The organism is Shewanella carassii (assembly GCF_019670705.1).
Lineage (GTDB): Bacteria > Pseudomonadota > Gammaproteobacteria > Enterobacterales > Shewanellaceae > Shewanella > Shewanella carassii.
Map to the genome: position 1 here is coordinate 304,563 of NZ_AP024618.1, position 25,184 is coordinate 329,746.

The 25,184-nt window shown below is 52.4% G+C and carries 23 protein-coding genes; 7 read left to right on the plus strand and 16 right to left on the minus strand.

Annotation, left to right across the window (positions count from 1 at the left end):
- Positions 1 to 14: 14 nt before the first annotated feature.
- The 3 genes from potE to speFL form a co-directional block, all read right to left on the minus strand.
- Positions 15 to 1,334 (minus strand): putrescine-ornithine antiporter, encoded by a 1,320-nt coding sequence (gene potE / locus K5621_RS01465; RefSeq protein ID WP_221050241.1) that lies wholly within the window; start codon positions 1,332 to 1,334, stop codon positions 15 to 17.
- 58 nt (positions 1,335 to 1,392) lie between these two features.
- The gene (gene speF / locus K5621_RS01470; protein ID WP_165564310.1) at positions 1,393 to 3,558 is read right to left on the minus strand and encodes an ornithine decarboxylase SpeF; all 2,166 of its coding nucleotides are present in this window, start codon (positions 3,556 to 3,558) and stop codon (positions 1,393 to 1,395) included.
- Between the two features lie 270 nt (positions 3,559 to 3,828).
- A complete protein-coding gene (gene speFL, locus K5621_RS20135; RefSeq protein WP_167387703.1) occupies positions 3,829 to 3,948 on the minus strand; it encodes a leader peptide SpeFL in 120 nt (39 codons plus the stop codon).
- A 478-nt stretch (positions 3,949 to 4,426) separates the two neighbouring features.
- Between speFL and K5621_RS01480 the strand changes: the two genes are divergently transcribed.
- Positions 4,427 to 4,753 (plus strand): YkvA family protein, encoded by a 327-nt coding sequence (locus K5621_RS01480; RefSeq protein ID WP_039035843.1) that lies wholly within the window; start codon positions 4,427 to 4,429, stop codon positions 4,751 to 4,753.
- A gap of 104 nt (positions 4,754 to 4,857) precedes the next feature.
- Here K5621_RS01480 and K5621_RS01485 read toward each other — a convergent pair whose 3' ends face one another.
- The 8 genes from K5621_RS01485 to K5621_RS01520 form a co-directional block, all read right to left on the minus strand.
- Positions 4,858 to 6,756 carry a methyl-accepting chemotaxis protein gene (locus K5621_RS01485; protein WP_221050242.1) on the minus strand — a complete coding sequence of 633 codons (1,899 nt, stop codon included), beginning with the start codon at positions 6,754 to 6,756 and terminating at the stop codon, positions 4,858 to 4,860.
- A gap of 77 nt (positions 6,757 to 6,833) precedes the next feature.
- Complete coding sequence (locus K5621_RS01490) at positions 6,834 to 7,892, minus strand: porin (RefSeq protein WP_100145853.1); 1,059 nt, start codon at positions 7,890 to 7,892, stop codon at positions 6,834 to 6,836.
- Between the two features lie 107 nt (positions 7,893 to 7,999).
- The gene (locus tag K5621_RS01495; protein WP_221050243.1) at positions 8,000 to 8,965 is read right to left on the minus strand and encodes a formate dehydrogenase subunit gamma; all 966 of its coding nucleotides are present in this window, start codon (positions 8,963 to 8,965) and stop codon (positions 8,000 to 8,002) included.
- A gap of 18 nt (positions 8,966 to 8,983) precedes the next feature.
- Positions 8,984 to 9,607 carry a TorD/DmsD family molecular chaperone gene (locus K5621_RS01500; protein ID WP_208163148.1) on the minus strand — a complete coding sequence of 208 codons (624 nt, stop codon included), beginning with the start codon at positions 9,605 to 9,607 and terminating at the stop codon, positions 8,984 to 8,986.
- Complete coding sequence (locus tag K5621_RS01505; RefSeq protein ID WP_039035838.1) at positions 9,604 to 10,152, minus strand: 4Fe-4S dicluster domain-containing protein; 549 nt, start codon at positions 10,150 to 10,152, stop codon at positions 9,604 to 9,606. Before K5621_RS01505 ends, K5621_RS01500 begins: the two co-directional genes overlap by 4 nt.
- A gap of 11 nt (positions 10,153 to 10,163) precedes the next feature.
- The gene (locus K5621_RS01510) at positions 10,164 to 12,365 is read right to left on the minus strand and encodes a molybdopterin-dependent oxidoreductase (RefSeq protein ID WP_221050244.1); all 2,202 of its coding nucleotides are present in this window, start codon (positions 12,363 to 12,365) and stop codon (positions 10,164 to 10,166) included.
- A 118-nt stretch (positions 12,366 to 12,483) separates the two neighbouring features.
- Positions 12,484 to 13,926, minus strand: a complete 1,443-nt coding sequence (locus K5621_RS01515; protein ID WP_221050245.1) for a disulfide bond formation protein B — start codon at positions 13,924 to 13,926, stop codon at positions 12,484 to 12,486.
- 210 nt (positions 13,927 to 14,136) lie between these two features.
- Positions 14,137 to 15,099: a LysR family transcriptional regulator gene (locus tag K5621_RS01520; RefSeq protein ID WP_100145843.1), complete on the minus strand. Its 963-nt coding sequence runs from the start codon at positions 15,097 to 15,099 to the stop codon at positions 14,137 to 14,139.
- A gap of 335 nt (positions 15,100 to 15,434) precedes the next feature.
- Between K5621_RS01520 and K5621_RS01525 the strand changes: the two genes are divergently transcribed.
- Complete coding sequence (locus K5621_RS01525) at positions 15,435 to 16,007, plus strand: hypothetical protein (protein ID WP_157929116.1); 573 nt, start codon at positions 15,435 to 15,437, stop codon at positions 16,005 to 16,007.
- 45 nt (positions 16,008 to 16,052) lie between these two features.
- On the opposite strand, the gene K5621_RS01530 is transcribed toward K5621_RS01525, so the two are convergent.
- From K5621_RS01530 to K5621_RS01550, 5 genes are all read right to left on the minus strand, one after another.
- A complete protein-coding gene (locus K5621_RS01530) occupies positions 16,053 to 16,631 on the minus strand; it encodes a lipid-binding SYLF domain-containing protein (protein WP_221050246.1) in 579 nt (192 codons plus the stop codon).
- Between the two features lie 222 nt (positions 16,632 to 16,853).
- Positions 16,854 to 18,914, minus strand: coding sequence for a S9 family peptidase (locus tag K5621_RS01535; protein ID WP_221050247.1), 2,061 nt, complete (start codon positions 18,912 to 18,914; stop codon positions 16,854 to 16,856).
- A gap of 68 nt (positions 18,915 to 18,982) precedes the next feature.
- Complete coding sequence (locus K5621_RS01540; RefSeq protein WP_221050248.1) at positions 18,983 to 19,834, minus strand: hypothetical protein; 852 nt, start codon at positions 19,832 to 19,834, stop codon at positions 18,983 to 18,985.
- 57 nt (positions 19,835 to 19,891) lie between these two features.
- Positions 19,892 to 20,278: a nitrous oxide-stimulated promoter family protein gene (locus K5621_RS01545; protein WP_221050249.1), complete on the minus strand. Its 387-nt coding sequence runs from the start codon at positions 20,276 to 20,278 to the stop codon at positions 19,892 to 19,894.
- Positions 20,279 to 20,417: 139 nt separating this feature from the next.
- Positions 20,418 to 20,777 carry a DsrE/DsrF/TusD sulfur relay family protein gene (locus K5621_RS01550; protein WP_100145832.1) on the minus strand — a complete coding sequence of 120 codons (360 nt, stop codon included), beginning with the start codon at positions 20,775 to 20,777 and terminating at the stop codon, positions 20,418 to 20,420.
- Positions 20,778 to 21,048: 271 nt separating this feature from the next.
- On the opposite strand from K5621_RS01550, the gene K5621_RS01555 reads away from it, so the two are divergent.
- The 5 genes from K5621_RS01555 to K5621_RS01575 all read left to right on the plus strand — a co-directional run bounded on the left by K5621_RS01555 (position 21,049) and on the right by K5621_RS01575 (position 25,111).
- Positions 21,049 to 21,873 (plus strand): hypothetical protein, encoded by an 825-nt coding sequence (locus tag K5621_RS01555; protein ID WP_221050250.1) that lies wholly within the window; start codon positions 21,049 to 21,051, stop codon positions 21,871 to 21,873.
- A 119-nt stretch (positions 21,874 to 21,992) separates the two neighbouring features.
- Positions 21,993 to 22,325, plus strand: coding sequence for a hypothetical protein (locus K5621_RS01560; RefSeq protein ID WP_100146011.1), 333 nt, complete (start codon positions 21,993 to 21,995; stop codon positions 22,323 to 22,325).
- Between the two features lie 5 nt (positions 22,326 to 22,330).
- Positions 22,331 to 23,803: a protein adenylyltransferase SelO gene (locus tag K5621_RS01565; protein ID WP_221050251.1), complete on the plus strand. Its 1,473-nt coding sequence runs from the start codon at positions 22,331 to 22,333 to the stop codon at positions 23,801 to 23,803.
- 16 nt (positions 23,804 to 23,819) lie between these two features.
- Positions 23,820 to 24,113 (plus strand): DUF3630 family protein, encoded by a 294-nt coding sequence (locus K5621_RS01570; protein ID WP_100146015.1) that lies wholly within the window; start codon positions 23,820 to 23,822, stop codon positions 24,111 to 24,113.
- On the plus strand, positions 24,110 to 25,111 hold the full coding sequence (locus tag K5621_RS01575) for a serine/threonine protein kinase (RefSeq protein WP_221050252.1): 1,002 nt from the start codon (positions 24,110 to 24,112) through the stop codon (positions 25,109 to 25,111). Before K5621_RS01570 ends, K5621_RS01575 begins: the two co-directional genes overlap by 4 nt.
- Positions 25,112 to 25,184 lie beyond the last annotated feature (73 nt).

The window sequence follows — 25,184 nt, forward strand, 5'->3', positions numbered from 1 at the left end:
ACGCCCGTAAGCCTTTAAGCGTGTTTCAATTGCTGTTTGGCATTTTTGTTGGAGATGACGCCGAACAGGGTCCAACCGAAGAAGGTGGCAATAGACCCCAGCATCACGGCGGTTTCCCCTGAACTATAGAGGGCATAGAAGCTGTACAGGGCACCAATCACGGCCATAAAGTTGGCAATTCGGGCCTGTTTTACAGGGATATTCAATTGCTTTTGCATCACACCCAGAGCCGCCATGGAAAGGATGTAGGGGATGATGTTGGTGACCACGGCCAGGTTAACCAGCGCCTCAAACTGTTTGCTCAGTGAGGGGCTGATGGTCATCAGTGACAGTACGGTTTGTATAGAGACTATGATCAGCATGCCGACGACCGGGGCGTCTTTCTTGGTCACCTTGGAGAAGGCTTTAGGGAAGAAACCTTCATCGGCAGATGACTTGAACACCTGGGCGATGGTGAACTGCCAACCCAGCAGGGAACCGGTACAAGAGATGATGGCGCAGGCCATGACAATGGAACCGATAGTGGGGTTGAACATTTGCGCGAAGGCCAGACCGAAAGGTGCATTGGACAGCGCCAGCTCACCGTTGGGCACAATACCGGCGATCACATTGGTAGAGATGATGTAGATAACCGCTGCACCTATAGTGCCGCCCATTACCGCGATAGGCACGTTTTTCTCTGGGTTCTCTACTGCTTCAGCGTTGGCACAGGCAGATTCCAATCCCAGGAAAGCCCACAGTGTCATGGCGATTGAGCCACCCAGAGCCTTGAAGAATGGCATGTCGTGGGGGTTCCAGGCCGCCTTGTACAGGTCTAAGTCGAACCAGTACCAACCTATGATAGATACCCCGATAACCGGAATGATAATCCCCCACACTGTGATACTGGATACCTGACCTGTGATGCGGGCGCCACCGAAGTTAGCCACAGTGGCCAACCAGAGCACACCTATGGTGGACAGACAGATAGCGATGGGGCTGAGTTCGACACCGAACAGCACGGCACCATAGCCCACGGCGGAAATCGCGATGGCCACGTTGGCGATCAACAGAGATACCGCATAGGTATAGTTGGCCATAAAGTTGCCACTGCGACCGAAGGCGTACTCGGCATAACCGCCCATACCTCCCGATTTTTTGCTGAACATACCGCACTTGGCGAAGGCGTAGGCCAATGCCGTTGAACCCGCCGCCGTCACCAACCAGGACAGCACTGAAATCGTTCCCACCTGAGCCAGCTGGGTTGGCAGCATAATGATACCTGAGCCCATCATGTTCACTATGGTGAGAATGGTTAACTGAACCACGCCAATTTTATTATTTGCTTTGCTCATAATTATTTACCTAAATCATGTTGCCAGGTGGCGGGGCGCCATGCCCCGCCGCTTATGGTTAAGCTTTCAGGACATAGCCCATGGCTTGTTGTCGGCCTTCAGGGGTTTGTTCCAGATACACGCCCTGCAGCTCAGGTGAGAACCCCGGCAGCAGATTGATCCCTTCTTCCAGGGCGAGGAAGTAACGTTGAACCGCGCCACCCCAGATCTCGCCGGGAACCACACAGAGCACTCCCGGTGGATAAGGCAGGGCGCCTTCGGCCGCGATGCGACCTTCCACCTGTGACAGGGGCACCAGCTCCACATTGCCGCGGATAAACTCTATGTTGGCTTCCTGTGGGTTCATCACGGCTTTGGGGAAGTGGGCCTGACGGAACATCTCTTTTTGCAGCTGTTTTACATCATGGCTGACATAGAGATCATGCATCTCCTGACACAGCTGGCGTATGGTGTAACCCTGATAGCGTTCCTTGTTGGCGTTGTAGACATTGGGCAGCACTTCAGACAGCGGCGCATCTTCATCGACCAGCTTCTCGAAGCGGGCAATCTGAGATACTAGATGCTGCATCTTGGCCATGTTTTCGGCCGGGGTGATCAGGAACAGAATCGAGTTGAGGTCGCACTTCTCCGGAATGATGTTATTTTCACGCAGGAAGTTGGCCAGAATCGTTGCCGGAATACCGAAGTTGGTGTACTTGCCGGTTTCGGCATCGATACCCGGAGTCGTCAGCAGAAACTTACAAGGGTCGACGAAGTATTGGCCTTTCTCATATCCCTCGAAGGCATGCCATTTCTGACCGGGTTCGAATTCGAAGAAGCGCAGGTCATCGGCCATCTGTTCGGTTTCATGATCCTGCCATGGGGTACCTTCTATCATTGGCGGAATGAACGGCTTGATATATTTGCACTTTTTCAGCAGCAGTTTACGGGCTTCGATACCGGCTTTCACCGCCTCACGCCATAGGAAGCGGCCACTGGCGCCTTCGTGCATCTTGGCGTTGACATCCAGTGCGGCAAACAGCGGGTAGAAGGGGCTGGTGGAGGCGTGCAACATAAAGGCGTTGTTGAAACGTTTATGGTTGCAGTATCTGTCCTGGCCCTTGATATGGCTGTCTTTCTTGTGGATTTGCGAGGTTTGTGAGAAACCGGCCTGCTGTTTGTGTACCGACTGGGTCACCAGGATCCCCGGATCTTCTGCGCTCAGCTCCAGCAACAGCGGTGAACAGTCGTTCATCATGGGGATAAACTGCTCATAGCCCACCCAGGCGGAGTCAAACAATATGTAGTCACACAGGTGGCCTATCTTGTCCACGACCTGACGGGCGTTATATATGGTGCCGTCGTAGGTACCCAGCTGGATCACCGCCAGGCGGAAGGGGCGCTTGGCATCGGCACGGCTGGGGTCAACCTTGCGTACTTCTTCGCGCAGATAGTTTTCGCTGAAACAATGGGCATCGATACCGCCGATAAAGCCGAAGGGGTTACGGGCCGTTTCCAGATAAACCGGGGTAGCTCCGGCCTGGATCAGCGCGCCGTGGTGGTTTGACTTATGGTTGTTGCGGTCAAACAGTACCAGATCGCCCTTGGTCAGCAGTGCATTACACACCACCTTGTTGGAGGCTGAAGTGCCGTTGAGGACAAAGTAAGTCTTGTCGGCATTGAATACTTTGGCGGCATGCTTCTGCGCATCACAGGGGGCGCCTTCGTGGATCAGCAGGTCGCCCAGTCTGACGTCGGCGTTACACATGTCAGCGCGGAATACTGTTTCGCCAAAGAAATCAAAAAACTGGCGACCAACCGGGTGCTTACGGAAGAACTGACCGCCTTGGTGTCCTGGGCAGGCAAAGGTAGAGTTACCCATATCGACATACTTTTTCAGCGTGCCGAAGAAAGGTGGCAGCAGCGCCTGCTCATATTTATTGAGCGCGGTTTCTACCTGTTTGCCGTAAAACGCGGTACTGCTGCTGGCGCAAAGCTCGAATACGCCGGTAATGGCAGAGCAGATATCATCGGGGAAGGTTTCTTCACAACATACGGCGACGAAAATGGGCAGTTTCAGGCCTGTATTATTGATTTTGTCGACTATGCCGTTATTCACATCTGTGACTGAAACAACCACGGCACCAATATCGCAAAAGTCGGTAGTTAATACGTTGACAACTTCTCTTTCAGTATCAAAACAAGAGCGAACAGATAAACTTGCTGCAATTTTTAATGATTTCATAAAATAACCTTATTTAAAAAAGTCAGCAGGGCTCGTATCGGAAAAATAAATTCCAATATTAAAATTTAGATAAAGTCAGCCCTGGGCTGATATATTCAAGCAGCGATATTTATGTAAGGCGTAGAGATACCATGACGAATGCTTCGCCAGAGAAAAGGTATAAGAAAGCCTTACCGTTACGCGTGCAGGATATTACCGGCCGAGTAAAAGCAACTAATTGTATGTATTGGGGATACTAAGGAGATGGATGCGCGGAGCAGCCTATCCCCATTAGTTGGAGAGGGCGGTGGCAGGGAAAAAGAAAGAGTGGTCAAAATAATCACGATGGGTAGGCATCATGATATGTCGGGTACGCCTTATATGCGCCATGATTTTGGACTTTCTCTTCATATACAACTCCGTTACGTTTAGAGAAAAGCACTTTTGATAACTTATTGGCGAGTTTATATCTGGGCAAAAAATAAAAATATGAGCTGAGTCATAGTTCTAATTAGTTGTAAAAAACTGTATCAGCGATATTTAAAATTTAATTGTTTTAATAGCTTATGGCTGTTTCTCTATCGGCATTGAGGTTCTGGTTTATTTCAAAGAGATTGAATTTAAATGTTGATTGAGTGATTATGCGTACCGTGAGCGCTAATTTGAATAAATATTCCATTTTTTCGTATTATTAACCCCCCTTTAATTTTGCTACGCAAACGGCAAAAGTGGTTGGTGATTATTGCATTATTCATCCCTGTCCTAAGGCGGCGAACGACTTTCAGTCCAAGATGAGAGACATTCGCATATTTGAGTCATCAACATTGACGAGAGCTAGTCAGGCAAGGAACATTGAGGGAACCATTAAAACACATCGAGTGGAGATGAGATGGAACAAGAGCAATACAGTGATAGCGGTTTTTGGGCCAAGCTCAAAGATTACGCCAAGCAGGCGGGGCGGGAGGTCGTCCAGAAGGCGCTCTGGCTATATTACGCCGCCCAGAGGCCAGATACCCCAAAATGGGCCAAGGCCGCGATCTTTGGAGCCTTAGCTTATTTTATTACTCCTTTGGATGCGATTCCGGATCTGACCCCGTTAGTGGGTTTCAGTGATGATCTCGGTGCTTTGGCGGCAGCACTCGCCATGGTGAGTCTTTATGTGAACGCCGAGGTGAAACAGGAAGCCGATCAGACGCTGAAGCGTTGGTTTGACTAAGCGAGTACAACCGAACCGGTTTTACACTAAACCTTGTTTAAGGGTTTGTTTCAGTCACCGTTGGGAAAGGGGGCTTCGGGTGAAAGCCCCCGTGTTCTACTGATTTAACTGAGTTTAAATTGCCCCACAATTTGTTCCAGCTGTTGGTTGGCGGTGGCCAGGTTGGCGGTTTCGTTACGGCTGGATTCTCCGCTGCGAGCCAGCTCGTTGGCCATTTCGCAGATAGCGCTCATGTTACGAGTGATCTCCGCCGAGACCGAGCTTTGTTCTTCGGCGGCAGTGGCTATCTGGGTATTGAGGTCGTTAATCTGATTGACCGACCCGCCTATGGTATCGAGATCTGTGGCGACTCTCTCTGTGGTTTTGGCCGTTTCCAAGCAGGTCTGTTTGGTTCTCTCCATCGAGTGGATCGCACTATTGGATGCCTCTCTGAGATTGTTCAGCGTCACCTCAATTTCTGCGGTACTGTCTTGGGTGCGCGCCGCCAGAGCCCTCACTTCATCGGCCACCACGGCGAATCCTCGTCCCTGCTCGCCGGCCCGCGCTGCCTCAATGGCTGCGTTGAGCGCCAGTAGGTTGGTTTGATCCGCGATATCACCGATGACCTTCAACACCTGAGTGATATTGGTGGTGTCCCGGTCTATTTGACCTATCTGCTCTGCAGTATCCTCGACTTCCCTGACCAGACGATTGACCGTTTCGGTCGCCTCGGCAACCACTTGTTTAGATGCCAGAGCCTGTTCGTTGGTCAACTGAGTAAAGGAAGCGGTTGTACTGCCATTTTGGGCGACATCGTTGGCTGTGGCGCTCATCTCTTCCACCGCCGCGACAATCTGTTCCGTTTCTCTGGTGTGCGCCGACAATATCTGGCGATTGGTCTCGGTTTCCGTCTCAAGCCGTTCGACACCGCCTGAGATGTGTGTCGAGGCCTGCATGACTTCCTGCATCATGGCTTGCAGGTTAGCGATAAACTGATTGATCCCCTGGGAAATTTGTCCCAGATCATCTTGGCTGTGTATCTCGAGCCGTTTGGTGAGATCGCCATTGCCTTTCGATAACTCGGTGACCATTTCCTTGAGAGACAAGATAGGACGGTAGATCAAAGAAAGTACCCCGAGCAGGATAGTGATGGCACACAGCAACATAATGGCGGAGGAGATGACGGCGTTTCTCAGTGCCTGATCCACCACGGCATAGGCGCTCGACTTATCCACGCTGATGAATAGATACCAGCGTTTGCCACTGACCAAGGGAATTGCTTTCGAGAAGGCGAGCTTATCAATGCCATCGATATTATATTCCTGCATCATCTCATCATTGCTAAGCAGCTTCTGTTCCACTTGGGGGAGGCCAAAATCGGTAAAGTGGCTACCGGTAACCAATTTGGGAGACTCTGAAGCCAGCACTTTACCTGTCTGATCCATGATCAGGGCCACCGCCCCCGGGTAATCTATCGCGCTAACCACCTCATGAAGGTAGGTGAGCTCAATGTCGCCCAGGACCACGCCATCGCCCAAGTTTCGTAAGATGGAAATCACTTCGTTGCCGGTGCCATCATCGGTATAGATATCGGTGACATCGAGCTGGTTGGTGGCCTTCCCTTGTTGATACCAAGGGCGCGTCCTGGGGTCGTATTTCCCTGGAATCGCCTTGCCGTTAAACCACTTATCACTGGTTTCTGTGGAATAGGCGCTGCCGTCATCGAAGCCGAAGTAGATGCGGGCGACTCCGGTGAGATCTGTGGTGAGACGTGCGATGTTGGCATAGTTGTCCCGATAGCTCCCCAGGTGATAGTGCTGGGCCAGTTGCTCCATTGCCTGGGCTTTGGCGTCAAACCAGGTAATGACTCTGGTCGCCTCATTGCGGGTAACGTTGATGAGTTTGTCGTTGACCCTTGTGATGGTGGCCTCTTTGATTTGGATATAGGAGAGCCAGTTTGAGATCAACAGGCTGAGGACGACCAAAGTGACCATAGAGGCCACGAGTGATTTCTTAAATCCCATTTATTGCTAACTCCATGAAGTGCGCGGAATAGAAGAGGCCGGAGCCGGCCTCTTCTGGAGGGAGTCTGGTTAGCGGGTTAGCCTTTCCAGTTCAGATCGAAGTCGTAGCGAATGCCGAAGGCAATGCTCTTGTCAGTAGCACGTTGTTCGTTGTCTTGCTGCAGATATTCAAGGTGCAGGCGTACATTGCTGGCAGGGTTCCACTCCAGTGTGGTGTTGAAGCCCTGATAATCCAAGCTGATATCGGACTCCAGTCCATCATCGAAGCGGAAGTAACCCAGCTTGAGTTTGTAATCCTGCCACAGCGGGATCGCCAGTGCCGCATCCAGGGTGCTGCCATCCCGGTCTTCGCTGCCTGTCAATTGATAGTCTTTATACTGGTAGGCGAGCGCCAGATAGATACCGTTGTCGAAGCTGTAGGCCACAGCGGCGGCGCTGGTCTTATCTTTGCCGGTCTTTAGCTCACCTTCGTAGTTGTCTTGCTCCAGATAGCTGACCCCCAGGTGTAAGCCCTGCCAGTCGAATCCCAGACCGGCGTTGATAGCATCGGCGCCGCTGTTGTTGGCTTCTCCATCGAAGCGTGCCGAGGCCATCAGGGTGAAGTGCTGCAGTTTGAATTGATATAGCGCCAGGTTATCGGCGAAGAAGGGGCTTTCCTGATTGTAGGCAAACGGGCTGTTGGCGTTGTTGAATATGTCTGTGTATTCGGCCACCAGGGTATACTGCACCGGCCGTTGGCGGCCAAAACTGAGTTGACCATAAGGGGAATCCACCCCGGCAAATGCCAGCCGGGCATCGCCGAAGCTGCCATCACCATTGAGGTTGATTTTCCATTCCCCCTGAGCCAGCAAGGCCCAGCCGGGGGCGAATTCGGTGCGGCCTTTGACGCCAATACGTGACAGGGCATCGCCCACATCCCACTCATCTGTGAGGTCGCTGTCGCTGTAAACTAGGGTAGGACGCAGTGAACCATAAAGGCTGACGCTGGTGTTTTGGGCACTTGGAGTGGCTTGTTGCTGTTCTAGGCGCTTTAGCCGTTGGTCGAGTTCTTGCCAATTGTTATCGCTATTATTGTCTGTTGCCATTGCTGTCAGCGGCAAGGCACAACCGAGTAAACACAGGGTAGATGCTCTCATCTGTTTGTCCCTCATTTGGGTATAGTGATCCCCGACCCGTCAGGGCCGTAGTGTTCATCATTTAACTTGGAAAACCCTCCTCCGGGAGCAGGAGGAGGGTGTGGGAGTTATTTGCCTTTGGAGAGGCTTTTGTACCAGAGATTGTGGTGCTGTTTCGCCCAGTTTTCGTCACACTTGCCGCTGAGCATACATTCCATACCGCCTTCAGAGATCACTGTGGCCATATAGATATGCACTACGGTAAAAGCGCCGAGCACGAAGGCACTGACAAGGTGGAGGATCAATGCCAGATTGGCACCGTCTTTGGTGGCCACCAGGCTTGAGAACATAAGCACCAGACCCGAGCCGACCATCAGGGCACCGAACAAGGCGAAGCACCAGAACCAGAGTTTTTCACCGGCATTGGCAAAACCGGCATCCGGATGCTTGCCCTTGAAGGGGCCGAAGTTCAGATAGCCGCCAACCACTTTGAGCCAGCCGATATCACAGGCTTCCGGCAGTTGCTTACCGGCCCATTTGACCACCATGACCGCCCATCCCAGGATGAAGGGGAAGGCCATCAGGTCGTGCAGGGCTACCGAAGTGCCGATAAAGCCGGTCCAGTGGGAGGCGCCCATGTTGGGTTCCAGCCAGAAGCGGCCGGCAACCATGATAAGGCCTGTGATGATCAGCAGTAGGCAGGCGATGGCGCCCACCCAGTGCACCAGCACATCCATGCCACTCCAGCGGTCGACCTTTTTGCCGGAAAATCCCTGACTCAGCTTGGCTTTACCATTGATGGCCACGAACAATGCCAGCAGTACTATCATGCCAAAGAAGCTGTAGCTCAGGAGGTCGGCCCACCAGGAGGCCGGCGCCAGAGTATCGAGATACCCTTGATTGACGGGGGGCAACGCGTCCGGGAACTGTGCCTGTTGCGGCATGCCCCTGAGTTCAGGGATATCGCCCTGAATTGCCACTTCCTGTATCGGTTGCCACTGTTGTGGCTCGGGTGTCAGAGTGTCGGCGGCCAGCAGCGGTAAGCTGAATACTAAGGCCACAGCACCTGAGATAAAGGCATTTAAACTTTTCATGTCAAATCCTTAAACATCTTAATGATGCTTTGCAGTCGGAGTCTCGACCCCGGAATTCTTCAGTCTGGAAGTGAGGAAGTCTTCCAGTGCCTGGGCATAGCAGCGCCAGAAATCCAGCCGTGCATGTTGGCTGATCCCCTGGGCAAACGCTTGATACCAGGTGCCAAGATGTTGCTTGAGAAAGACTTGCGCCAACTGCTCCAGCTCATCGGCTGCGGCCGGGTCTTCGTTTTGCTGCTGATGGCGCAGGGCCTCGGCACAAAACAGAAACTCCAGCTCATTGCCTATATAGTCAGCCGGTTCGTTGAAACCTGTATCTGTCACCAGTCCCAGCTGCTGGTAGAAGTCGGCGACCTCCAGAGTGCGATCCGTATGGATCTGCCGGCCGACATCGCGGTAGACAGACTCATAGGGAGGCACCAGCAACTTGGTGGGGCCGATACACATACGGTTGAAGTCACACTCAAGTTCCAGAGGCTCTGATTGCCAATGTTTGGCTTGTTGGAGCAACTCTGGATAGCGCTGCTCCTGTTCCAGCCAATCGATAAGCCGCTTGAGCGATTCAGGGCTTGAGGGGGCAAACAGCATTCCCTTCAAGGCCTGATAGCCGCTGGCAACCGGACCGAGGTCGAGATGTGTCATGGCCGCTCCTTGATGATGACCATATTGGGCTTGGTGATGCAGTCGCCGTAACCTACGCCTTGCTTGCTGGCAGAAGGTTTCTGGGCCAATACCTGCTGTATTCTGTCGGTATCCAGACACTTGACCGGACAACCGTCGACACAGGCGGGCTTGAGTCCCTGATCGATAAGCTCAATACACATGTTGCACTTGGCAGCCTTACCATCGGTTTTCAGCATGACTACCGCATCATAAGGACAGGCGCTGACACACAGGCCGCAACCGGTACACTTCTCGCGATCCAGTACTACCAGGCCATCGTCACGCACTGTATAGGCTTGAGACGGACACACCATGAGACAAGCCGGGTTACCGCAATGCATGCAGGAGTGACTGAGCCACACGTCTACCATGCCGTCGTTGCGTTTGACTTCGTAACGGTCTACCTTGCGAAAGCGCACGTCTTCCGGCAGTTCATTGTGGATCTGGCAGGCTATGGTGCAGGCCTGGCAGCCGACACAGTTTTCCTGTCTGAAGACGAATCCGAGTTGATGTTTATTTTCCATGAGGATCTCCTTCAAACTTTGGCCAGTGCCACACGGGTTGAGTGGTAGGCCGAGCAACCGCCCATATCGGTCAATTTATCTGTGGTCAACGAGTTGGTGCAGCCATCGGTGCCGTTGGGGTTGAGTCTGAGCCAGTTACACTTAGGGGTCATCAGTGAGCCCTCTGGCACACCTGTGGTGACCATGGCAACAAATTTAGCTTCGCCTCTGTGGTTGCTGAGTTTGACTGTGTCGTTGTTGACAATGCCGTATTGCTGGGCATCTTTGGGGTTGATTTTGACGTAGTAGGCTGGGATGGCGCGGATATATTTCACGTTGTAGAAGGAGCTGTTAACCCGCTGTGGTACCCCGGAAGAGAGTAAGCGGAATGGCAACTCGCGCTCTTTGGGTTCCATCTCATCCTCTGGCAGGCCCCAATCCAGTACTGGGTGGAAACCGGCATCGGCCATCAATTGTGAACTGAACTCAATTTTGCCGCTTGGAGTTTCATATTTACCGTCGGCCAATACAGGTTGAGGAATGTCCAGCTTGATGTACTTCTCTTTCATCAAGCGGTCGTAAGTCACCCCTTTATAGTAAGGTGAATCTGTATCCAGCAGCTCGTGAATGATGTCATCGTTGCTGGCCTGGAAGGCAGGATCTTCAAAGCCCATTGCTTGACCCAATTCGCGGAAGAAGGTCCAGTTACACTTACACTCACCCAGAGGCTCGATCACCTTCTGGCATACCTGCACATAGTAGCCGTGGTAGTCACCGACAATATCATCGGTTTCAAACTGGCTGGCGGCTGGGACTATGATGTCGCAATACTGCAGTGAGTCAGTCATCACCATGTCGTGACCGACAACAAACAGATCTTCGCGCTTCATTCCCTCGATGACCGCATTGGTATCTGGCGCGACAACCACAGGGTTACCGTTATAGATGATCATCCCGTGGATAGATTTGCTGGGCTTATCGTGGCTGGTGGGGTTAGTTGGGTGCAACGCCTTGGCCAGCTCAGTCATATTGATGCGCTGGGCATCCGGATTCGGACGCATATATTTGCCGCTGGCTTGATATTGGTTCAAACCACCGCCCGCATGAACGTTGTCATAGATAAGACCGTTACCGCGTTTACCGAAGTTGCCTGTGACCGCGAGCAGCATGGCAACCGCGCGGGCCATGCGGGCGCCGTTGAAGTTACGTTGGAAACCGTAACCCATACGCAGCATGGTCTTTTCGTTTTCACCCAGTACCTGAGCAAACTCGAACATCTTGGCTCTGGGCACTCCGGTAATCGCTTCGACTTCATCGTAGCTGATTTCATCGAGGCGCTTGAGCAACTCATCGTAGCCTATGGTCTGCTCGGCAATAAACTTATGATTAACGAGATCTTTTTCTACCAGATACTTCATGATACCGGCACACAGTTGTACGTCTGTGCTGGGGCGAGGCTGCAGGTAGATATCGGCCTGGGAACATAGCGGTGTGCGCTGTGGGTTGACCGCCAGTATTTTGGTACCGCGATCCCTGGCTTCGTTGATAAGTTTGATGGCTATGGTGTTGGAGACCACTTCGTCGTGTCCCCAGTTCAAATAGACGTCACTGAGTACTACATCTTCAGGATCCGGGCCAAGGAAAGTGCCGTAGAGCGACTTGAGACCGTCGTAGGCGGCGTAGGTACATACCTTACGCTCCAAAATGGAGGAGCCGATACGGTTCCAGAAACGTTCGCCGGAGGCCGACATGCCGATGGCACCATAGTTGCCTGAGTAGCTATAGGGCAGAATCGCTTCAGAACCATGTTCATCGATGATCTGCTTAAAGCGGCTGGCAATCTTGCTGTAGGCTTCGTCCCAGGTGATCCGGCGCCATTTGCCTTCACCCTTCTTACCGACCCGCTCCATGGGGTGCAGGATACGGTCGGGGGCATAGGTGTATTGCACGTAGCTTTGCCCTTTAAGGCAGGGAGCCTTGCCGGTCTTGGCCTGTTCCTCGGCGCCGGTGACGTAAGTCATTCGGCCATCCTGAACTCGGAACTTGAGCAAACAGCGGGCGGCGCAGTTACGCAGACAGCTATGGTACACGACTTTACCATTGCGCTTGGCTAATAATCCTGAATTGGCTCCCGCCTCTTTGGCGTTGGCTACGCCGGGAGTCAACCCTGACAGGGACGAAAGCACGGCTGTGGCTCCGGCTCCCTGTAGAAATGTGCGTCTATTGATTTTCATAGTCATCACTCACCATAATTTGGACCTTGAGTCCGTTATGATTGTTGGCCCAAGGGCCTTTATTGTGCCGGTTTCCCGGCGTTACCCCGGGGGAAAACTCCCCCGGAGCTAAGGTGCGTTACATTACAAAGGTTTGCAGTTGGTTACGGCCGTTGATTTGGCTAACAGTCAGCAGTTGACCGTCGCGAACCAGTAAGCCTTGTGGGTTGTCAGTACCAGGTAGTTTCACGCCTGAGTAGACTTCGCCTGTGAGCAGGTTAAGTTGCAGCACTTCACTGGCATCCGTGTTGAGCAGCCAGGCTTGCTCATCATCGACGCTGATACCTGTCAGTTGTGGCAGAGCCTTGCCTTCCAGTCCTTTGAAATTGGCTTCGGCAGACAGTGTCATGTCACCCTTGTCGAAACGGGATACCACCAGGTTTTCATTCAGTTCATCGCGAGTAGTAACAGTCACATACTGATCCAGCGCCTTGCTGTAACCCAGCGCCAGGCTATAGCTGGTCTTGGCTCTGACAGTGCTGAACTGACCACGGGCAGTTTCACCAATGCCGTCGCTGCTCTGGTTGAAGCGGCGATAGTTCATTTCCCAGTTTTGTGCAGGATCCAGAACCAGCTCGGCCCAAGCCTTGTTGAAACCCATTACCAGCAGGCTGTTGGCTGAGGTAAAGCTAACGCCGCTTAAGGTTTCAATGTGCAGCATATACATGCCGTCGATTTGTGCCTGAGTGAGCAGTTTGAATTGCTTGTCGAGAATGTAGACCCAGTTGTCTGAAGTGGTCAGTGCATAGATCTGGCTTTCAGGCTGGTAGTCGATGGCAGTCACTCGACCGGAAATCGCTTCAGGCAGTGGTGTCTGACTCAGCAGTCTGGCTTCGGGAGCCGAGGCAAATAATGCTGGCGTCTTGTTCCAGGTATCCATGTCCGGGTTGCTGATGGCGTAAGCACCACGGGCATTGGGAGCATAGGTTGGCCAGTGATCCAGTTCCCAGCTCATGAACTTGGGATTGAAGGATACGCGGCCTGGGCTGTCCTGACCGACGAAGGGGATAGGACCGGTTTGGGTAAAGGCTTGCACTATGTTGCCGGCAATCACTACCAGGAATACGCCGCAGGCGAATTTAGGCAGAGAGTCCAGAGGCTTGGTTCCATAGGCATTGTTGGGAAATTTATTACCCAGGGTCAGCATCAGCAGAGCTACCACAACCAGCACCACGATAAAGACCAGCAGTGCCCAAGTGTAAGTGTGGGCGCCCATGATCTTCAGTGAGAAGCCTTGGCCGATATCGCTGGCCAGGTTGAAGGAGGTATGCACTGATGACATAAAGGCACCGTAGATACCCAGCCAAACCAGCGCGGCAATATATTTAGGCTTGAGACCAAAGCGCACAATATACAGAGCGGTCAGTGCCACCAGAATCATTGCCGTACGTTCTTGCCAGCAAAATGCGCAGGGATTATCCAGCAGAATAAATCCGAAAAAGAAACAGGCAATACCTACAGGTAAGGCCATGATGACAATAGCGGCGAAGGATGCCAACTTGTTGAAAATATGCTCTTTCATAATGACTCTTTAGTAGTTACCGACTGGAAGTAAAACGCCCCAGGACATCATGATCCAAATAAAGAAACTCATCCCTATGCAACCGAAAAGCAGTTTGTCTGCTAGTTTCTCTTTTTCTGGTTTTTTATAAACCAGATACGCGGCATAGGCCGCTATACAAAATAATGTGAACTCCATTGGATACCTCTTGTTTCACTTGTGATTTATATCTTATGTGGCCGCAGCCAAACGCCATTCTCGTTCTAGTCCATAAACGAGTTTTGATTTCACCCAGTTGAAAGCCGGGGAATTATTTATATTTCCATAAAGGATATAATTACCTACCGTACGATGTTCGCTACGAATTTCTTTTATATTTTCAATCATGTTGTCAGTTAATCTTCGATAACTCACTGCGGGGATCATATCGACGAACTTGCGAGTAAATTGATTGCAGCTGAGTGTGATACTGTCCGACTCGGCAAGGATCTGCATCGCGGTGGCGACACTGTCGGTATAGCCGGCGACATCCATCTGCAGGCCGTTGTCTCGGCAAAGATTCACCAGCAAAGGGCAGGTGAGGTCGTTGTAATTGTCGATTTCCAGTAGCGGGTAGTGTGACAGGTGTTCCAGCGACATAGATTCGGCCAGCACCGGATGGTCCTTTCTGGCCAGAATGTAGATGTCACCTGTCTCAGAGAAGATTTCATAGTTGAGTCTGGCATCGTCGAAGCCTTCATAAACCACGACGAAATCGACGCCGCCGCCAATGAGCTCATTACTGCAGTCATGGCTTAGAGTCCGAACATCAAAACGTAAGTTTGGCGCTTCGGGAAGAATATAGTTATCTATGACTTTATGGACGGCATAGACAAATTCATCATAGGCTCTGATAACAAAATGACCGCCTGATTGGCTTGGTGAAAACACGGAATGTTGTCTTTCAAGTAACTGATATTGTTCCACCAATAATTTTGCATGTGGAATTAATTCTTCCGTTTTTTGGGTTGGGATTAGTCCATTTGATTTACGGACAAATAAAGAGTCCATAAAAACATCACGTAGCGCATTTAGTGTACGGGTGACGGCGCAACTTGATATGCCTAATTCGGCTGCTGCCAAGCTTCCTTGGCCATGTTTATATACCGATAGCAAAACTTTTAATTGGTTGTAATTAAGGCTGTCAATTTTCATCTAGCTGTCCCCACACTGCTGAGGCATTACTATGGGTTCATTGTAGATATATTGCCTAGATTAAGATCACATTGATAAATAGTTAATTATTTTAAACATGAATTGCTTCATAAATTTAGCCAGGTGAAAAATCCATATTTCCTTAAATGAAATTAATGAAGGGCTATTTTTATACTCAGGGTGTGAATTTACTCAAGTAATATAGTGAAAGAATTTCGGAAGTGAGCCGTTGTGACTTTGTTACTTGCTTACTGTGAGTATTTGTTGTAGGGATTCAGTTTGGTTTCAAACTACATCGTTATAGTCGTTCATTTAATCAGGAAGGAACAAGAATAATGAAACGATGGGGATTGATGGCGGCCTTATTACTGACAACGTCGGTACAGGGGCAGGAGTTGACCGCTGCCGAGCAGTTTTTTAACCGATTATCCGGTTTGTGCGGTAAGGCCTACAGTGGTGAGTTGATCAAGGGAGGCAGTATCGGCGATGGTTTCACGGGCCAGCCGTTGGTGATGCATGTGCGCCAATGTTCAAAAACTGAGATCCGTATTCCACTACATGTGGGAGAGGACAGATCCCGCACCTGGGTGATCAGCAAGACGGCCGATGGTCTTAGGCTCAAGCATGATCATCGTCATCAGGATGGCAGCGAAGATGCTGTGACTCAGTATGGTGGCGACAGTCGCAGTCCGGGAAGCGAGTCCTGGCAGTCTTTTCCGGTCGATGAATTTTCCATTGCCAACTTCAAACAGCATGGTCTGGCGCAGTCGGTCACCAATGTTTGGCATCTGGGGTTGGATCAGCAGAACTTCAGTTATCGCCTGACCCGGGAAAACCGAGACTTTCTGTTGCAATTCAATTTGAGCAACGAGGTGACGCCGCCACCGGCACCATGGGGACATGAATAAAACGGGTTAATGGCTGAGGCGGCCTGAGCCGCCTCGCCAATCAGCCTATTGCGCCTCGAAGGTAAATGATTGTCCGGCCAGCGCGGCTTCGACCATGAGGCCACCCTTGGCGGCGGTAAATACTGCCATGCCGTTGATATAGGCAGCTTTGGCAGCCTGACTGCCGCCGGATTGGCCCGCTCCGGCCGAGTTACCTGTGGTACCGGCCTGAGCGTTGGCACCGGCATTGATGGCTACGGCAGAAGCCTGGGCGCCGAACTCAAAGCTGCCGCTAGTAAAGTCGCGGTAGGCCTGTGCATCCTTGAAGAAAATAATTTCGCTGTAGGCCTGACCACCGATTTGAAAACCGATGGAGACCTGAGTCATGCTCGAGTCACCGGTATAGACGCCGCCGCGATAGACACGCCCCTTACCATAGGCCGCCCCTATGCCCAGGCCTCCCTTGCCGACAGTGGGAAATATGGCGTAACCATAGGCGGAGTCGAAGAATTTATGGGTTTCACTGGCTTGTTTAAAGGTGGCTATGGCATTGCTGTAGTTGTCATTGGCACTGGCAGTCGGGATCAGCAGCAGACTGCTCAGCAAGGCGAAGAGGGCAAACAAGGTACTTGAAAGGGCTTTCATGATGAACCTCCAAATTGAGAGTCTTAAGCTCTCCTTCAATGAGAGACTGGATACCTACGGGTACTCTTGAGCTTACTTGTCCGGCGCTAAAAATACAGGGTTGAAGGCTAAAAAAGCGCCTATGATGGCGCTTTTTAGAGTAAATGTCAGCCAAAGTTCAGTTAACTAAAGCTCAGTTAACTAGAGCTCAGTTAACCCGGTTTCTATGACTGCGCCGCTAGGCTATGGCAAGGGTTTGCCGAGAACATAATGTTCAAACCAAGCCTGATCCCAGTCCATCTTGGCTTGCCTGTGCTTGTAGCGGTTCAAACCATGGCCTTCACCCGGGTAAGTAATCAGTTCCACCGGCACATTCAGGTAATGCCTGAGGGCGCGATATAGCCCCTGGGCGTGGCCCAAAGGCACCCTGGCGTCTTTCTCTCCGATATGAATAAGTGTCGGGGTCTTTATCTTGTCAGCCTGTGTCAGCGATGAGCCATGGGTATAGGCCTCGGGTTTTTCCCATGGCAAGCCCTGCATAAAGTTGACCACATGTCCGGGCGTATCTTCCAGCATCCATTGCAGGCGCTGATCGAACACCCCGGCCCCAGAACTGGCAGCCTTGAATCTGTCGCTACTGGCAATAAGTGCATTGGTCAGATAGCCGCCGTTGCTCCAGCCCATGACCGCTAACTTGTCGGCATCGACCAGGCCCTCGGCAATCAGCTTGTCTACCCCGGCCATGATGTCGTTTACCTCAATTTCGTGTTCATGGCCCACCAGGTCAGTGAGGAACTTGTCGCCATAGCCAGTAGAGCCACGGTAGTTGGGTGACAACAAGGCCCAGCCGTTGGCGGCAAAAGTCGCACGGCCATAGGATCTGTGTTGCAGTGCAAATGGGGTGGCGGCAGTGGGGCCGCCGTGAATTTGCACGACAAGCGGCAGCGGGCCATCGGCTTTGCGGTAGCCGGGTGGTAATTCCAGTATGCCTTCAACTTGTGTGCCATCGGCGGCTTGCCACTTGACTATGCTCAGTTGTGGCAGCAGCCAGGAATCGGTTTGCGGATTGATATGGGTTAGGCGTTTGGTCGGTGCTTTGCGCTTCTCGGCGTTGGCGATAAACAGATCGTAGAAGTGATCTAGGCCGTTATGGCTGAACGCCAGTTGCTTGCCGTTGTGACTGAAACTGTAGCTGCCGATGACGGTATCATCCTGCAGCAGAGTTCGGGTATCGCCCTGTTCCAAGTCATTGATTTCGGTGCAGTAGAGGCGTACCAGCGCATGATCGGCGCCGCGATAGCAGATCTCTTCACTGCCCGGTCGCCAACGGATATCGCCGCCGCTGAGAGTCATATCACCCTGGCGTTTAACACTCAAAGGTGCCTGCTTGGGTTGACTGGTATCACTGATAAACAGGTTGCCGGGATGCCCATCGAAGTCGATTCTGAAGGCGAGGCGGCGGTTGTCCTCGGCCCAACTCAGCCCCAGTAACCAACCGTAAGGAGAGGGCGCCTGTTCACGCCAACGCTTGTCTGCCAGAACATGATTGGTGGCGTTTTTGATATCGAAGACTTCTACTTGGGACCCGCCTTCCAGATTGACCAGTTCATTGTCTTCTGTGGTGATCCGCGCCAGTTTGTTGCCATCATGGCTGACACTGAACTCCCAAACGACCTTGTCATCATCCAATAACAACTGTTTGCGGAAATGGTTCAGATCGAGGCGGTAAAGGGGGTTGGTTTCGCGACTGCCGTGGCCATACTCTGGACCTTGGTGGGTGGCGCGCATACCGGCCCAGGGATCTTTATCTGTCAGGGTCTTATGGCTCAGGAAATAGAGTTGGCTGCCGTCATTACTCAACTGGTAACTCTTGACGCCATCGGCCTCCTGAGTGATGGGGACGGCTTCTCCGCCCTGAATTGAGAGCCGGTAAATTTGCGCTTTGGCGTTGAAGGGCGCCGGTTGCTCGGCATCGCCGCGGCTGCTGAGGAAGTAGATATATTGGCCATCGGGACTCCAACTGATGGCGCTTTCACTCTCGTTACTGAAGGTCAGACGTTTGCTTTGGCGGCTCTTGCTGTCGACCAGCCAGATGTCTTTCTGAGCCTTATCCAGATTTTTGTCCCAGCGGGACTCCAACCAGGCGGCCATTTTTGCGTCTGGGCTGAGCGCTACCTGGCCCATGTTGGCTATCTCGAAAAAGTCCTGGTTGGTTATTTTATGCTGCCGCTCTGCGGCCAAGGCCTGGGTTCCCATACCGACAAGGCACAGGGCCAGCAGGCTGTAACTGCTACGCAATCCCATCTCTGTTCCTTTGTTTTTGTTATTAAAAGCCGCTTTAGATTAACGTAAAGGTCACAGTCTGGGCGATGTTACTTCTCTTTTTTTTCGTGCAGTATCTCATTGAGAAAATCCAGCTCCTCTTTATCGAGAGGCTGTTTGGGCATTGATGCGTTACGGGGGCTGTGTTCGCGCAGATAGGCGGCGCGGGTGAGCTGATTGAGGCCGTAGATGGCCAGCAGATAGAGGGTCAGCAGTAGTGCCAGTCTCGGAACAGCCTGAGCCACAACAGAAAATTGATCGCCGAAAAACAGGGTCAAGAGCACGGCAATATTGCGTACCAACCAAGTGAGGATCAGTGTCAGGGTCAAGATCAGTAGCCAGTGGTTGCCCAGCTGTTGTAAACGGCTGTCTAATTCATTTGGAGCTTGATAGTGACGTTTCATCAACTGCAGTACCAACACCAGATACAGGGCCGTTTGCATTAGTAGCAATAAAGGTAACAGTAGTGAACCCCAGTTCAGGCTGGGCTGATAACCGAGCAAGGCCAAGCCTGTGATCAGGCTGGGATTGAACAGCCACAACAATACGACCAGAAGCATGGCGAACATGGATGGCAACAGATGTTTAAGAGGTAACTTCGGGCTCGTAGCTGGCCTGAGTTGCAGTTTCAGATACTGATACAAGGCCGGCATCAACAGGAAGTACAGTGGCAGCAGTAGCAAAAATAACAGGTGGATAGGCGCCGGGGTATTGTCGCGATTGAACAGGCCGGTAAAGAAATAGAGCGCCATTATGGCAAAAAGTGCGGTTAATAGCCGCTGTTGATTAGCGTTGCCCTGAGGGGCAAAGTGGGCGTAGAGGGATAGCGCCAGGCAATGCAGGCCGCCAAGTAGCGATAGCCACCAGTAAGCTTGGGTAAAAATGTCGCTGAATTCAGTCATCCGTCCCCCTTAACGACATACATATCTCAGCCGCTTTTGGGGTGCAACAAAAAATAATTAGTTTTTGACGCCCTGCATGCGCTTATGGCGGTTGGAGGCGTCCTTCGGCGGCTTTGCGGGCGCGGCTTTACGTTCGCACCAGAGGTGACGCAGTGCCAGGATAGGGTGACTCAACAGCATTCTGGGGCCGGCGTAACGCATGACCTGACGCATCTGCTCTTTGGGTTCCGGCTTATAGCAGTGTACTGGGCATTTGTTGCAGGTGGGCTTGCTTTCACCGTAGGGGCAGCGGTCGAGGCGAGTGTGAGCGTACTCCATCAAGGCCTGACAGTCGGGGCAGAGGCTGCCATCGTCGGCTCTGGGATGATGGTCACGGCAGTAGATCCACACCATGGCAGAAACAGTGCGGAATTCGGTCAGCAGTTTTCCTTGCAGCAGTTCCATAGCCTTACCTTAGTAAATAACTCAACTATGGTTATCTTAGTCCTGAGGCTAGGGGGGATTCAAAGACAGTGGCAGGAATTATGAAGGTGCGCACAAAATGAAGCTTTATGCACACCCAAGGTCAAATCTCAACTTAACCCTAGATATGGATAACCTTGTCGGCTTCCAGGGTCCAGCGGCTCAGGTCTCCGAGTGTGCCAATGGCAGCACCATCGAGTAGCATTTCGGCCACTACGCCGCGAGCTTCAACACAGGTCTTGCACAACAATAGGGGCACACCCTGGGCGGTGAGGATTTCAAACATCTGCTGCAGGTTGTAGCTGAGATCCGGGGTATTTTGGCCTTTGACTGCCCCAAAGACAGCATCCGACATCAGGAAGATTTTGAGTTCCACTTCGGTCTGCTCCTGGTCTTTCAGCGCCAGGGCGATACGCAGAGTGTTGAATAACTTTTCTGTGCCATAAGGGCTGGCATGCGCCACTATCAGTAACTTTTGCATCTGAATCCTTGTTTGCCATTCTTGGGATCAAAACTCATAGAGTGTACCAGTTTTGGCGTTGTTAATGGCAGATTGAGCTTCACAGACCGAGTTTCACTCGCAAAATGCGTCTCAAACCGGTAAGAAAAAGCATAAATACTTGATTTATACTAAGACGATACTCTATTAATATCGGTTAAACTCTGTGCAGAGCGGGATGATTTTGGCGGAGTGCCAAAATCATGAAATAGGGCTGCCAGTTGGCCCGGCACTCAATAAATGGTGGACGAAGATGTTTAAAATCCTGGTCATAATCCTGTTGGTTGCAGCGGGTATTTTCCTCTATAACAGAGCGCAGCGGCTGGCAAAAGAGGAACGTGATGAGGCGCTCAAGCTTAAAGAAAAAGCTTCGACCATGCCTCAGGCGCCACAGGCCGAGACAGCAAGCGAGAGTCAGGAGGGGCACCAGAGTGTCGATCTGGACTTTGCCGAATCGAAAGAGCCAGTTCCGCCTCAGCCATCGGCTGAGCAAGTGACCAGCGAGTCGACCGAGCTTGAGTCTCAAACCGAAAATAGCGCGTCAGAGGTGGAAGTTGGCCGCGCCGAGGTCGAGACTGTCCTGCCAGAGCCAGAGCCAGAGCCAGAGCCAGAGCCAGAGCCAGAGCCAGAGCCAGAGCCAGAGCCAGAGCCAGAGCCAGCCAAGGCGGCTGCACCGGATATCAGTTGGGGCAATATTACCCTCAAACGGGCGATGGAACAGTATCAAGCCTCTGAAGGCGCCATCGAAGCACATGATGCTTTGCTGGCCGTGATCGGCGAATGCTACAAACAGCGGAAAAACAGCAAGTATCTGCAGTTGGGGCAGGAGTACGATACCGCATATAGCGCTCTGTTTGCCGCCAGTCGGGAGAAAGTACTCAGCAAATCACCCAAGGCCGAGTTCAAGGGCACGGGGTTTATGCAACTCTCTACCCTGTGCAGCGATGCAGGCCGTTTCGATGCCGCCATAGCTCTGTGTAACAAGGCGATTGAATATGGGCTGGAAGATGGCACAGTGACGGGCTTTTCTGGTCGTATCAAACGCATCGAAAAGGCTAGAGATAAAGCCTCTGCCTGAGTACAAAAGCCGATTCAATGTGTAGAATCAAGCAAGGAGGGCCGGGTTGACTGCCGTGTCACTCCTTCCCAAGCTAAGCGAGCCTGCGGGTTCGCTTTTTTTATTGATGGAGAGCCGCAATGAAACCAGCGACTTTATGGGTTGCACTTACTTCACTGTTGCTGCTGGCAGCCTGTAGCAAGCAGCCGCAATGGACTCTGTTTTACTATCCGGATACGGATATACCGCAGCCGAATAGAGATAAGTCGGACGTCGAGCCGCAAACGGCCGAGACCTTGGATCGTTATCACGCCATTGCCGGTTATTATCAAACCCTGCAGCAGTGCCAAGGCAAGGGCAGTGGCATGCAGCGCCTCAATGAGGGGAAAGGCAGCTTCGAGTGCGGTCACAACTGCCGTCTCGACGACAGGGATATGGTAATCTGTGACCAATGGCACACTAACGGCCCCTAAGGGACATGAAATTTAAACAGGATTACTTCACCCGCCTGGCTGGATTTTATCAGCAGGTATTGCCTTCTGGGCTGCCGTCACCTCACTGGTTGGCTTGGAGTGATGATGCGGCGGCGCTTTTGGGCTTGGCTGGCCCCAATGAAACCCTGCTGCAGCAACTCGCCGGCAACCAGAGAATGCCGGGCGCCGAATATTACGCCCAAGTCTACAGTGGACATCAGTTTGGCGGCTACAGCCCCAGATTGGGTGATGGTCGCTCGATCATTCTCGGAGAGATGCAGGGGCCTGAAGGTGCCTGGGATCTGGCCTTGAAGGGCGCGGGTCCCACGCCATACTCGCGTCACGGTGATGGCCGTGCTGTGATGCGTTCGGCGGTGCGCGAGTTTCTGGTGTCCGAGGCGCTGTATCATTTGGGCGTGCCCACCACCAGGGCGTTGGCGGTGATCGGCTCTGAGCTGCCGGTGTGGCGCGAGTCGCTGGAAAAAGGCGCCATTACCGTACGCCTGGCCCGCAGCCATATACGTTTTGGCCACTTCGAGTATTTCTGTTACAGCGAGAGGGGTCAGGCCGACAAGCTCAAGCAGCTGCTCGATTTCACCCTCAGCCAACATTATCCCCAACTCAGCCTGGACTATGACGGCTACAAGGCTTGGTTTGCGCTGGTGGTGCGCGATACTGCGCGCATGATAGCTCACTGGCAAGCGGTGGGCTTTGCCCACGGGGTGATGAATACCGATAATATGTCGATTCTCGGCGACAGCTTCGACTTTGGCCCCTTCGCCTTCCTCGATACCTTCAAGGAAGACTTTATCTGTAACCATTCAGATCCCGAGGGGCGCTACGCCTTCGGTCAGCAACCCGGCATCGGCTTGTGGAACCTGCAACGTTTGGCGCAGGCGTTGACGCCTGTGCTGGCTTCCGATGACTTGATAGCCGCGCTCAATACTTATCAACATGAATTGGTGCAGCAATATCTTGGCTTGATGCGCGCCAAGTTGGGGCTGGCACCTTTGGCCGAAGATTTAAGCCTTGATGCCAGGCTGGAGCAGGACAACAAGGACCTGGCGCTTATCGGCGCCTTTACCGGCTTGTTGGAACAAAACGCCTTGGACTATACCCAGAGCCTGCGCCGCTTCGGCGAGCTGGATCCTAAGGCAGAAAACAGTAGTCTGAGGGATGATTTTATCAATCGTCAGGGCTGGGATGACTGGCTGCCCGAGTACCGGCAACGTATCGATACCCGCCAGGGACTTGAACAGTGGCAGGCCGAGCGCCGGGCCCATAACCCCAAATATATCTTGCGCAACTATCTGGCTCAGGAAGCGATCATTGCCATCGAAGAGGAGGGCAATAGCCAGCCGCTTGAGCAGTTGTACCAGCTCCTCAGGCGCCCGTTCGATGAACAGCCAGAGATGCAGGAATTTGCCAAGCGACCACCGGATTGGGGGCAGGGGTTGATCATGTCCTGCAGCAGTTAAGAAATAGGATTAAAAGATGCAGTATCAAAATCTTAGCTTGGATCCCGAGCATAAAACCTTGTCGATGACGGCCGGGGTCGAGTTTGAAGCCTTCGACAGCTTTGCCGAGCCCCTGTGCCGGGCACTCGATGCCAAGGTGCTGGAGCGGCAATGGGGAGCAGACCGTCACCAATGGCTGCTGGATTTTGAAGGCAGCCTCTTGTGGCTCAACTATGAGTTTTACGGTGATGTATGCTGGTTGAGCTGCCAGAGTGAACAAGACTGGGAAGTGTTGGTATACCTGAAACATTTACTGGAGTCACAGGCATGACAGAAAAGCAGGCCATGGCGGCGTTTCATTATCGGGATCTTTCCCCTGAACTGATTTTGGATGCCATCGAAAGTCTAGCGATTTACCCCGAGACGGGGCTAACGCCACTCAACAGCTATGAGAACCGGGTCTATCAGTTTCGCTGCGATCGCGGTCAGAGGTACGTGGTTAAGTTCTATCGCCCCGAGCGTTGGACCGATGCCCAGATTTTGGAAGAGCATGAATTTACGTTCGAGCTGGCCGAAGCCGAGATCCCCATTGCCGCCCCTGTGGTGCTCGACGGCCGCAGTCTGCATCACTTCAAAGAGTGGCGTTTCGCGCTGTTTCCTTCCATAGGCGGTCGCAGCTTCGAAGTGGACAACCTGGATCAGATAGAGGGTGCCGGCCAGTTTATCGGCCGTTTGCACCAGTATTCCCGTGGCAGTCTGTTCAAGCAGCGCTTGAGCCTGACGCCGACAACCCTGGGGACTCCGGCGCTGGAGCAATTGCAGCGCACAGAGCTGATCCCGAACGCTTTGCGGGAACATCTGCTCGAGGCGGCGTTAAGCCTCTTCTCTGAGCTGCAGCGGCGTTGGCAGAATATCGAATACCAAAGTATGCGCCTGCATGGCGATCTGCATCCCGGCAATATTCTCTGGACCCCCAATGGCCCCGGGTTTGTCGATCTCGATGATGCCTGCAACGGCCCTGCGGTTCAGGATCTGTGGATGATGCTGTCTGGTGACAGGCAGCAACAGACGCTGCAGTTGGAAGTCTTGCTGGAGGCCTACGAGGCCTTCTCCAACTTCGATACCAAAGAGCTACAGTTGATAGAGCCACTCAGGGCTCTGCGAATGTTGCACTATAACGCCTGGCTGGCCAAACGCTGGGACGACCCCGCGTTTCCGCGCCACTTCCCCTGGTTTGCGACCGAAGAATACTGGCGACAGCAGTTACAGGCCTTTAAAGAGCAACGGCAGCGACTGGATGAGCCGCCGCTGAGCCTTATTCCCTATTGATAAGGTGGCAGAGTTCAATCTCTGCCTGTTTATCTGTCCACCGCGGTTGTGGGTGGGAAAAATAAAAAGGGAA